The organism is Variovorax sp. N23 (assembly GCF_025486315.1).
Lineage (GTDB): Bacteria > Pseudomonadota > Gammaproteobacteria > Burkholderiales > Burkholderiaceae_C > Variovorax.
In genome coordinates this window covers 1-11360 of record NZ_JAOOPY010000020.1, presented here as the reverse complement: position 1 = coordinate 11360, position 11360 = coordinate 1, and the positions used below count along the sequence as shown (strand labels likewise).

Below are 11360 nucleotides of genomic sequence, written 5' to 3'. Positions count from 1 at the left end.
GAAACAAGAGACAACATGCCCGGAAGAACGCGCACCCCTGCGTCGATGCTGGCCCAGCGGGCCGTGGAACCCACCTCGTCGGTCGAGCGTGCCTGCCGCATCCTGCGTGCGCTGTCCGACCCCGGCGTCACGCGCCTGACCGACATCGCCCTTGCCACCGGCCTCGACAAGACCACCGTGCTGCGCCTGCTCGAGGTGCTGATGCACGACGGCTTCGTCGTGCGCGACCCGCACAGCAAGCACTACAGCCTGGGGGCCGAGCTGCTGGTGCTGGGCGCCGCCGCGCTGGCCCGCTTCGACCCGCGCCCGCTGGTGCGGCCGGCGCTGCTGCGGCTCACCGGGCAGTTCGAGGACAGCGTGATCCTGTCGATCCCGAGCGGCATCGAATCGCTTTGCGTCGACGTGGAGGAGGGCCGCTACCCGATCCGCGCGAACTACCTCACCATCGGCAGCCGCCGCCCGCTGGGCGTGGGCGCCGGCAGCCTGGCGCTGCTGGCCTGGATGCCCGAGGCCGAACGGCAGGCCGCGCTGGCGGTGATCGCGCCGCAGCTGCAGCGCTACCCGCGCATCACGGCGCAGCTGCTGGAAGAGCAGGCCCGCGAAGCGCGCGAGCGCGGCTACGCCGTGCTGCTCGACGTGGTGATCGAACGCATGGGCGGCATCGCGGTGCCGATCCTCGGGGCCGACGGGCGGCCGGTCGCGGCCATCAGCATCGCGGCGCTCAACGATCGCATCACGTCGCGCGAAGCCGAACTGGCGCAGGCGCTGCGGCGCGAGGCCGCGACCTGCGAAGTGCTGTGGAGCCGCGCCGCCCACACCGGCGGCGCCGCGGCCGTCACGCGGCGCGGGCGGGTGCACTGATGGCGACGAACCCCACGACGGCGTGGATCACCGGCGTCGGCGGCACCGCCTTCGGCCGCCACGACGGGCAGGGCGCGCTCGACCTGATGGCGCAGGCCGCGCAGCAGGCATTGCAAAACGCCGGCCTGCAGCGCGCGGACATCGACGGCGTGCTGTGCGGCTACGCCACCACGCTGCCGCACCTGATGATCTCCACGCTGTTCTGCGAGCGCTTCTCGCTCGACCCGGCCTACGCGCACAGCCTGCAGCTGGGCGGTGCGACGGGCGCCGCGATGCTGATGCTGGCGCGCGAGCTGGTGCGCAGCGGCCGTTGCCGCCATGTGCTGGTGGTGGCCGGCGAGAACCGGCTGAGCGGCCAGTCGCGCGACAGCGCCATCCAGACGCTGGCGCAGGTCGGCGACCCCGACTACGAGGTGCCCAACGGCGCGTCCGTGCCGGCCTACTACGGCCTGATGGCCTCGCGCTACCTGCACGAGACCGGCACCACCGAAGCCGACCTCGCCGAGTTCGCCGTGCTGATGCGCGCCAACGCGGGGCGGCACCCCGGCGCGCACCTCACCGCACCGATCACGGTGGCCGACGTGCTGGCCTCCAAGCCGATCGCCGCCCCGCTCAAGCTGATGGATTGCTGCCCGATCTCCGACGGCGCGATGGCGCTGGTGGTGTCGGCCGTGCCCGGTGACGGCCCGCGCGTTGCCATGGCCGGCGCCGGCCAGGCGCATCGGCACCAGCACCTGAGCGCGATGGCCGACGTGATGCAGTGCGGCGCGGCCATCGCGGCGCAGCGCGCCTTCGCCGACGCGGGTCTTGGCGTGGCCGACATCGACCACCTCGGCATCTACGACTCCTTCACGATCACGCTGACCATGCTGCTCGAAGAGATCGGCTTCGCGCCGCGCGGCGGGGCGGCCCAGCGGGTGCGCAACGGCGACTTCGCACCGGGCGGGCCGTTGCCGCTCAACACGCACGGCGGCCTGCTGTCCTTCGGCCATTGCGGCGTGGCCGGCGGCATGGCGCACGCGGTCGAGGTGTTCCGGCAGATGACCGGCCAGGCCGGCGCGCGTCAGGTCGCCCGGCCGAACCATGCCTTCGTCCACGCCGACGGCGGCGTGATGTCCTCGCATGTGAGCCTGATCCTCTCGCAGGAGCCTTCGCCATGACTGCCACGTCTTCCAGCGCGCTCGCATCGCCCTTCGTCGATGGCCTCGCGCGGCACGAACTGCGCTTTCAGCGCTGCGCCGCGTGCGGCACGGCGCAGACGCTGGCGCGCTATGCCTGCGCGCACTGCGGCAGCGAAGCGCTGGCGTGGGCAACGGCCTGCGGCACCGCCACGCTGCATGCGGTGACCGTGGTGTCGCGCGCGCCATCCGATGCCTTCCGCGCGCTCGCGCCGTACACGCTGGTCATCGCGCAGCTCGACGAAGGCCCGCGCCTGATGGCGCACGCCGAGCCGGGCGTGCGCATCGGCGACCGCGTGGCGGCCGGCTTCTTCGCGCACGACGGCCACACGCTGGTCCGCTTTTCGCCCGCCACCGGGTAGCGCGTGGCGCATCGGGGCATCCGTCAACGAGAACAAAACGACTGGAGACAAAGACATGCATGCGATCCGCTTCTGCTTTCCCTCACGCCGCCGCCTGCTCGCCGCAGCGGGCGCCGCGCTGTGTCTGGCCATCCCGGCCTTCGCGCAGGCGCAGGCACCAGCGCCGACGTATCCCACCAAACCAGTCAAGCTGGTGGTGCCTTACCCGCCGGGTGGGCCGACCGACATCGTGGCGCGCCTGGTCGCGCAGAAGCTGTCGGACGCGATGGGTCAGCAGTTCATCGTCGACAACCGGCCGGGCGCGGGTGGCAACACGGGCGCCGAGCTGGTGGCGCGCAGCCCGGCCGACGGTTACACGCTGGTGGTCGCGACCACGGCGCACGCCATCAATCCGTCGCTCTTCAAGAACCTCGGCTATTCGCTGTCGAAGGATTTCGCGCCGGTGTCGCTGCTGACCAGCGGCCCGCTGGTGATCGTCGCGAACCCGAGCCTGCCGGCGAAGAACGTGGCCGAGCTCATCGCGCTGGCCAAGGCCAAGCCGGGCGAGCTCAACTTCGCGTCCTCGGGCAACGGCCAGTCGACGCACCTGTCGGCCGAGCTCTTCGCGGCAATGGCCGGCGTAAAGATGAACCACATCCCGTACAAGGGCAGCGCGCCCGCGCTGACCGACACCATGGGCGGACAGACGCAGCTGATGTTCGACACCATGCTGTCGGCCATGCCGCATGTGAAGGGCGGCAAGCTGAAGGCGCTGGCCGTGACGAGCGCTGCGCGTTCGCCGGTGGCGCCCGATGTGCCGACCGTGGCCGAGTCCGGCCTGCCGGGCTACGAGGCCATCGCATGGAACGGCCTGTTGGCGCCCGCCGGTACGCCGCCCGAGGTGTTGGCGCGCTTGAGTGCCGAGTTGAAGAAGGTGCTCGCTGCGCCGGACGTGAAGGACAAGTTCGAGGCGCAGGGTTTCGCCGCCGCCTGGAGCTCACCGGACGACTTCGGCCGCTTCATGACCGCCGAAGTCGACAAGTGGGCCAAGGTCGTGAAGGTGTCGGGCGCGAAGGTGGACTGAGGTGATCGACTTCCATCGACTGAAGGCATGGCGCTTCGACGAGGTCGTGCAGCGCTACGACGCCGACGACACGATGCGCTACGCGCTCGCGCTGGGCCTGGGCGGTGACCCGACCGACGCGAAGCAGCTGCAGTTCGTCAACGACTCACCCGCGGCGCCGCTGGCGCTGCCGACGATGGCGGTGGTGCTGGGCTTCCCGGGCTCGTGGATGCAGGACCCGGCCACCGGCATCGACTTCGCGCAGATCGTGCACGGCGAAGAGCAGGTCGTGTGGCACCGGCCCTTGCCGGCCGCAGGCGCCGTTCGGGCGCGTCACCGCGTGACCCGCATCGTCGACAAGGGGCCGGGCCGCGGCGCCACCATCAGCTACGACAAGGCGCTGCACGACGCCGACAGCGACGCGCTGCTCGCGACCGTGACGCACACCACCTTCGCCCGCGGCAACGGCGGCTTCGCGACCGCCGACATGCCCGGCGATGCCGCGCCGCCGCCGCCCGTGCCGGTGCCCGCGGGCGAGCCCGATGCCATCGTCGACATCCCGACGCTGCCGCAACAGGCCTTGCTCTACCGCCTCTGCGGCGACCGCAACCCGCTGCATTCCGACCCCGCGACGGCGCGGGCGGCGGGCTTCGACCGGCCGATCCTGCACGGCCTGTGCACCTGGGGCATCGCGGCGCATGCGCTGCTGGCGCAGTGCGCCGGCAGCGACCCCACGCGGCTGCGCCGCCTGTACGCACGCTTCTCGGCCCCGGTCTTTCCGGGCGAGACGCTGCGGCTCGAACTGTTCCGTCAGGACAGCGACGTGCGCTTTCGCGTCCGCGTGCCGGCGCGCGACAAGGTGGTGCTCGACCACGGCCACGCCGTGTTCGCGGCCTGAGTTTTCAAACCAACGACGAGGAGACAAGATGACGATGCAGACCCCCGAGATCCATGGCCCCGCCATCGGCCGCCGAACCCTGCTGGGCGGCGCGGCCGCCGCGCTCGGCACGCTGGCCCTGCCCGCCTTCGCGCAGAGCGCCTACCCCAGCCGCCCGGTGAAGTTCGTCGTGCCGTTCCCGGCCGGCGGCCCGGTCGACACCACCGGCCGCGCCGTCGCGCAGAAGCTGTCGGAACTGTGGGGCCAGCAGGCCATCGTCGACAACCGCGCGGGCGCCGGCGGCATCGTCGGGGCCGAGATCGCGGCCAAGCTGCCGGCCGACGGCTACAACGTCTTCGTCTGCAGCATCCACCATTCGGTGCTGCCCAGCCTCAAGCCGCGGCTGACCTACGACATCGAGCGCGACTTCGTGCCGGTGAGCTTCGGCGCGATGTTCCCGGTGGTGCTGGTGGCGCACCCGGACGTGCCGGTGAAGACGGTGGCCGACGTCATCGCCCTCGACAAGCGCGCGCCGGGCACGCTGAGCTTCGGCTCGGCCGGCAACGGCGGTGGCACGCACCTGGCGGGCGAGCTGTTCAACATGCAGGCCGGCACGAAGCTGCTGCATGTGCCGTACAAGGGCAGCGCGCCGGCCATGACCGACCTGCTCGGCGGGCAGGTGCAGTTCATGTTCAGCGACGCGCCCACCGCCTTGCCGCAGATCAAGGCCGGCAAGGTGCGCGCCATTGCCGTCGCCAGTGCCAAGCGCTCGGCGCTGCTGCCCGACGTGCCGACCGTGGCCGAGTCGGGCCTGCCGGGCTACGAGGCGTATTCGTGGGCCGCGTTCCTGGCGCCGGCCGGCACGCCGAAGGACGTGGTGCAGCGCCTGAGTGCCGACATCGGCAAGGCGCTGGACGACCCGCGGGTCAAGCAGCGCCTCTACGACGTCGGGGCCGAGGCGATGCCGAGCACGCCCGAAGCCTTCGGAAAGATGCTGCACGCCGAGATCGCCAAATGGACGAAGGTGGTGCGCACGGCGAACATCAAGGTCGACTGATGGCGACGCCCGAACCGGCCGAGACCGCCGCGCGTCTTCTGGTTCACCGGGACGGCCCGGTGCTGGTGATGACGATCAGCAACCCGACGGCGCGCAACGCGATGCATCCGTCGCTCTATCGCGCCGCGGTCGATGCGTTGCGCCGTGTGGTGGACGACCGCGCGGTGCGCGCCATCGTGCTGACGGGCGAGGGCGATCATTTCTGCGGCGGTGGCGACCTCAAGCGCCTGGCGGCCCAGCGCGAACTGCCGCGCGAGACGCAGGCGGCGCACCTCGACGCACTGCACGACTGGGCGATGGCGATGCACGACGCGCCGCAGCCGGTCATCGCCGCCGTCGAGGGCGCGGCGGCCGGTGGCGGCTTCTCGGTCTGCCTGGGCTGCGACCTGATCGTCGCGGCCGCGGACGCGAAGTTCGTCATGTCCTACGTCAAGCTCGCACTCACGCCCGACGGCGGCGGCTCCGATTCGCTGGCGCGCGCGCTGCCGTCGCAGTTGGCGCTGGAGCTGCTGCTCGACGGCGGCGTCTGCACGGCCGACAGGCTGCATGCGCTCGGTGTCGTCAACCGGGTGGTGCCGCACGGCGAGGCGCTCGCCACCGCCATGGCCTGGGCGCAGCGGCTGGCCGCCGGCCCCTTCGACGCGCAGGCGCGCATCAAGCAGCTGGTGCATGCGGCACGCGGCCGCTCGCGGCGCGCACAGCTCGACGCCGAACGCGACGCCTTCGTCGAGAGCCTCTACAGCGACGCGTGCGGTGAAGGTATCGCATCCTTCCTGAATACGCGCCGCGGCTGAGGCCGACGCTTCTTTCTCTTCTCTGCAAAGCACTTCCATGTCCGACCTGCTCGAATCCGCCCTGAACCCGCAATCGGTCGCCGTCATCGGCGCCTCCGAGAATATCCACAAGATCGGTGGACGGCCGATCTACTACATGCAGAAGCACGGCTTCGGCGGGCGCATCTACCCGATCAACCCGGCGCGCGAGGAGGTGCAGGGGCTCAAGAGCTACGCGTCGCTCGCGGCCCTGCCCGAGGCGCCCGACCTGGCGATGGTCATCGTCGGCGGCGACAAGGCGGTCGATGCGGTGGCGCAATGCGCGGCGTTCGGCGTGAAGTCGGCGGTGGTGGTCGCGTCGGGCTTCGGCGAGACGGGGGAGGCGGGTCGTGCGGTGCAGCACGCCATGGTCGCCACCGCGCGCGCCGCCGGCATGCGCCTCTATGGGCCCAACACGCAAGGGCTGGCCAACTTCAGCACCGGCGCCATCGCCGGCTTCTCGACCATGTTCGTCGAGGTGCCACCGGCCGACGGCCCGGTCGGCATCGTGAGCCAGAGCGGCGGCATGAGCGCCATGGCCTACGGCCTGCTGCGCGGCCGCGGCCTGGGCGTGCGCCATGTGCACGCGACTGGCAACGAGGCCGACATCACCGTGTCCGACCTGGCCTGGGCGGTGGCGCACGACCCCGACGTGAAGCTGCTGCTTCTGTACCTCGAGAACATCGCCAACCCGGAGCTGCTGGCGCGTACCGCGGCCTATGCGCGCGAGCGCGACCTGCCGATCATCGCGGTGAAGGCCGGGCGCTCGGAGAGCGGACAGAAGGCGGCGTCGTCGCACACCGGCTCGCTGGCCAACGAAGACCGCACGGTCGACGCCTTCTTCCGCCACCACGGCATCTGGCGGGTGCGCGACCCGCATGCGCAGGCGCTGGCGGCCGAGGCTTATCTGAAAGGCTGGCGGCCCGAGGGCCGGCGGCTGGTGATCATCAGCAACTCGGGCGCGAGCTGTGTGATGGGCGCCGATGCGTCGGAGGAATTCGGGCTGCCGCTGGCCGAACTGGCGCCCGCCACCCGCGCCGACGTGGCGAGCCGCCTGCCGGGCTTCGCGACGGCGCTGAACCCGATCGACATCACCGCCGCGCTGCTGTCGAACAGCGGCCTGTTCGGCGACGTGCTGCCGGCCGTGGCGCAGGACCCGGCGGCCGACCTGTTCTTCATCAACATCCCGGTGGCCGGTGCGGGCTACGACGTCGAGGCCTTTGCGCGCGACACGGCCGCCTTCGCGCTGAGCACGGGCAAGCCGGTGGTCGTGGCGGCCTGGCAGGACTCGGTGGCCGCGCCCTTCAAGGCGCAGGGCATTCCGACCTACGTCAACGAGAACGACGCGCTGGGCACGCTGGCGCAGTTGGCGTCGCACACGGCGCTGATGCGCAAGGCGATCGTGCCGTGGCCCGCCGACACGGCCCCCGCGCTGCCGCCCGGCACCGGGCAGTTCCTGAACGAAGCGCAAAGCCTGGCGGTGCTGGCCGCGGCCGGCGTGCCGGTGGTGGCGCATCGCTTGTGTCGCAGCGCGAAGGAGGCCGAGGACGCACTGGCCGCAGTGGGTGCCCCGGCCGTCGTCAAAGCCTGTTCGGGCGATGTGCCGCACAAGTCGGAGCACGGCCTGGTGGCGCTGAACGTCGGTACGGCGGCGGAGGCGGCTGCCTTGTTCGATCGGCAATGGGCCAAGCTCGCCGAGCTCGGCGCCACGCAAGAAGGCGTGATCGTGGCCGCCATGCGCCGCGGGCAGCACGAATTCATGGTCGGCGCGCGCATCGACCCGGTCTTCGGGCCAGTGGTGGTGGTGGGCGATGGCGGCAAGTACGTCGAGGCGCTGCAGGACGTGGCTGTGCTCGTGCCGCCCTTTGCCGCGGCCGACGTGACGGCAGCCCTGCGCACGCTGCGCATCGCGCCGCTGCTCGAGGGCGTGCGGGGCGATCCGCCGCTGGACATCGACGCGCTGGCCGAGGTGGTGGTGGCCGTCGGGAAGCTCATCGTGGGGGCCGGCGGGGCCATCGCATCGATCGACGTCAACCCGGTGCTGGTCGCGGCCCGGGGCCAGGGCGCCGTGGTGCTGGACGCCCTGATCGAGCGGGGTGGCTGAGCGGCCGAAGTCCCGCTTGTGCAAAGATCGCCCGAAGCTTGGCCTTGAACTTGCTAAGCTATGTCGAAGGAGATTGGTCGTTCCATGCACAAATTCGATGAGATGTACGAGCAGTTGCCCTACGCGGGCGCTGCGATCCGGAGCCACTACAAGCGCTACGACCAATGGCTGTCCAAACAGCCCGGCGAGTTGATGAAATCCCGGCGGGAAGAGGCCGAGATGATCTTCCGCCGTGTCGGCATCACCTTCGCGGTGTACGGCGCCAAGGACGAGGACGGTTCGGGCACCGAGCGCCTGATCCCCTTCGACCTGCTGCCGCGCATCATTCCCGCGCACGAGTGGGAACTGATGGAGAAGGGCCTGGTCCAGCGGGTGAATGCGCTCAACCGCTTCATCCACGACGTCTACCACGACCAGGAAATCGTCAAGGCCGGCATCATCCCGATCGAGCAGATCCGCGACAACGCGCAGTTCCGCCCCGAGATGATGGGCGTGACGGTGCCGAACAACGTCTACTCGAACATCTCGGGCATCGACATCGTCCGCGCGCCCGATGCCGACGGCAACGGCGAGTACTACGTGCTCGAGGACAACCTGCGGGTCCCCAGCGGCGTGAGCTACATGCTGGAAAACCGCAAGATGATGATGCGGCTCTTCCCGGACCTGTTCGCGCAGAACCGCATCGCGCCGGTCGCGCACTACCCCGACCTGCTGCTCGAAACCCTGCGCGCCAGCGCGCCGCCGGCCACCGCCGAGCCGACGGTCGTCGTGCTCACGCCCGGCATGTACAACAGCGCCTACTTCGAGCACGCCTTCCTGGCGCAGCAGATGGGCGTCGAACTGGTCGAGGGGCAGGACCTGTTCGTGAAGGACGACTTCGTCTACATGCGTACCACGCGCGGCCCGAAGCGGGTCGACGTGATCTACCGCCGCGTCGACGACGACTACCTCGACCCCGAGGTGTTCCGCCCGACCTCGACGCTGGGTTGCGCCGGCCTGATGCGCGCCTACCGCGCCGGCAACGTCGCGATCAGCAATGCGGTCGGCACCGGCGTGGCCGACGACAAGTCGATCTACCCCTACGTGCCCAAGATGATCGAGTTCTACCTCGGCGAGAAGCCGATCCTGAAGAACGTGCCGACCTACATGTGCCGCAACAAGGACGAGCTGCAATACACGCTCGACAACATGAAGGACCTGGTCGTGAAGGAAGTGCACGGCGCGGGCGGCTACGGCATGCTCATCGGCCCGGCCGCCACGCAGGCCGAGATCGAGGAGTTCCGCCAGGCCGTGATCGCCAAGCCCGACGGCTACATCGCGCAGCCCACGCTGAGCCTGTCGACCTCGCCGACCTTCGTCGACGCCGGCATCGCGCCGCGCCACATCGACCTGCGCCCCTTCGTGCTGTCGGCCAAGGAGGTGCAGATGGTGCCGGGCGGCCTGACGCGCGTCGCGCTCAAGGAAGGTTCGCTGGTCGTCAACTCGTCGCAGGGCGGGGGCACCAAGGACACCTGGATCCTCGAAGCCGACCGGCGCCCCAGGGCCGCCGCACCGGCGGCCGCGCCATCGCAAACCCAAACTCAGTCGGCCTGAAGCAAGAGGAGAAGCCACACATGCTGTCACGCACCGCCGACCACCTCTACTGGATGTCGCGCTACACCGAGCGCGCGGAGAACACCGCGCGCATGCTCGACGTCAACTACCAGACCTCGCTGCTGCCGCAGTCGGCCGAAGTGGCCAAGTACGGCTGGCAGGGCCTCTTGTCCATCAGCGAACTGCTGCCGGCCTACAACGAGAAGCACGATCAGATCGTTCCCGACGAGGTGATGGAGTTCATGGTCAAGGACGAGTCGAACCCCTCGTCGATCATCTCCTGCCTGAAGGCCGCGCGCGAGAACGCCCGTGCGGTGCGCGGCGCGCTCACCACCGAGGCTTGGGAGACGCAGAACACCACCTGGCTCGACGTCAACCGCATGCTGCGCGCCGGCGAGTTCGAGCGCGACCCGGCCCAGTTCTTCGAGTGGGTGAAGTTCCGCTCGCACCTGTCGCGCGGCGTCACGCTGGGCACCATGCTGCAGGACGAGGCCTTCTACTTCTCGCGCCTGGGCACCTTCCTCGAGCGCGCCGACAACACGGCGCGCCTGGTCGACGTGAAGTTCCATGCGCTCAACAGCGAGTTCTTCGGCGCCGCCACCGAGGAAGACCAGGAGTACGACTTCTATCACTGGAGCGCGATCCTGCGCAGCGTCTCGGCCTTCGAGGTGTACCGCAAGGTCTACCGCGACGTGATCAAGCCCGAGCGCGTCGCCGAACTGCTCATCCTGCGCCCCGACATGCCGCGCTCGCTGCACGCCAGCCTGGCCGAGGTGGTGGCCAACCTCGCCAAGGTGCAGAACGACCAGAGCGCCGAAACCCAACGCCGCGCCGGCAAGCTGCTGGCCGACCTGCAGTACGCCCGCGTCGACGAGATCCTCGCGACCGGGCTGCACGCCTACCTGACGCAGTTCCTCGACCGGGTGAACGAGCTGGGGTGGCGGATCAGCCAGGACTTCCTGGTGCCGACGCACTGAGCCGTTTTCATTGCCAACATTCTGTTGACTTTGATCTCCGGCTGAACACAATTCGGCGGTAAGAAAATCCGCATCTGGCACTTGCAGGTCAGTTGGCGTTAAGTTATCTTTTGGTAAGGGAACTTACAAAAGACGACAATGAGCGCTGTGCAGGGGGAGCTGATTGCTGAGGACAGAGCGAGCGCTCCGTCGCCCGACGCGAGGCGCAGTTGGGCGCCCTTGGCGGCGCTCTGCACCGTTGCCCGCTTCCATCAGATTGCGGCCGACCCGGCCACGCTGGCGCACCAACTGGGTCTGGCCCCCAGTGATGCCATAGACACCGCCACGCTGCTGCGCGCAGCCAAGCAACTCGGCCTGAGTGCCAAGCGCAGCGTCACCGACCTAAAGCGCTTGGCCCTGGCACCGCTGCCGGCCTTGGCCGTCCTCCGCGCCGACGATGGTCATGAGCGCTTCGTCGTGCTGGCCCAGTGCGACGCACAACGCGTTCTGCTGCAAGA

11 protein-coding genes are annotated in these 11360 nt (G+C 69.9%); all 11 read left to right on the top strand.

What is annotated here, in order from left to right; translation table 11 throughout:
- The first annotated feature begins 15 nt into the window (after positions 1–15).
- Entirely contained in the window at positions 16–861 is an 846-nt protein-coding gene (locus tag N8A90_RS22990; RefSeq protein WP_262077550.1) for an IclR family transcriptional regulator, read from the top strand.
- On the top strand, positions 861–2021 hold the full coding sequence (locus tag N8A90_RS22985) for a thiolase family protein (RefSeq protein WP_262077549.1): 1161 nt from the start codon (positions 861–863) through the stop codon (positions 2019–2021). Before N8A90_RS22990 ends, N8A90_RS22985 begins: the two co-directional genes overlap by 1 nt.
- Positions 2018–2401 (top strand): Zn-ribbon domain-containing OB-fold protein, encoded by a 384-nt coding sequence (locus N8A90_RS22980; protein WP_262077548.1) that lies wholly within the window; start codon positions 2018–2020, stop codon positions 2399–2401. The genes N8A90_RS22985 and N8A90_RS22980 overlap by 4 nt, the downstream gene beginning before the upstream one ends.
- Before the next feature lie 55 nt (positions 2402–2456).
- Entirely contained in the window at positions 2457–3464 is a 1008-nt protein-coding gene (locus tag N8A90_RS22975; protein ID WP_262077547.1) for a tripartite tricarboxylate transporter substrate binding protein, read from the top strand.
- 1 nt (position 3465) lies between these two features.
- Positions 3466–4341 (top strand): MaoC family dehydratase, encoded by an 876-nt coding sequence (locus N8A90_RS22970; RefSeq protein ID WP_316044035.1) that lies wholly within the window; start codon positions 3466–3468, stop codon positions 4339–4341.
- A 28-nt stretch (positions 4342–4369) separates the two neighbouring features.
- On the top strand, positions 4370–5377 hold the full coding sequence (locus tag N8A90_RS22965; RefSeq protein ID WP_410087736.1) for a tripartite tricarboxylate transporter substrate binding protein: 1008 nt from the start codon (positions 4370–4372) through the stop codon (positions 5375–5377).
- Positions 5377–6171 (top strand): oxepin-CoA hydrolase, alternative type, encoded by a 795-nt coding sequence (locus N8A90_RS22960; protein WP_262077546.1) that lies wholly within the window; start codon positions 5377–5379, stop codon positions 6169–6171. Before N8A90_RS22965 ends, N8A90_RS22960 begins: the two co-directional genes overlap by 1 nt.
- A gap of 37 nt (positions 6172–6208) precedes the next feature.
- The gene (locus N8A90_RS22955) at positions 6209–8293 is read left to right on the top strand and encodes an acetate--CoA ligase family protein (protein WP_262077545.1); all 2085 of its coding nucleotides are present in this window, start codon (positions 6209–6211) and stop codon (positions 8291–8293) included.
- Between the two features lie 84 nt (positions 8294–8377).
- A complete protein-coding gene (locus N8A90_RS22950; RefSeq protein WP_262077544.1) occupies positions 8378–9886 on the top strand; it encodes a circularly permuted type 2 ATP-grasp protein in 1509 nt (502 codons plus the stop codon).
- Between the two features lie 20 nt (positions 9887–9906).
- Positions 9907–10863 carry an alpha-E domain-containing protein gene (locus N8A90_RS22945; RefSeq protein ID WP_262077543.1) on the top strand — a complete coding sequence of 319 codons (957 nt, stop codon included), beginning with the start codon at positions 9907–9909 and terminating at the stop codon, positions 10861–10863.
- 138 nt (positions 10864–11001) lie between these two features.
- Positions 11002–11360, top strand: a 359-nt coding sequence (locus N8A90_RS22940) for a cysteine peptidase family C39 domain-containing protein (protein ID WP_262077542.1), incomplete at its 3' end; no start/stop codon positions are given.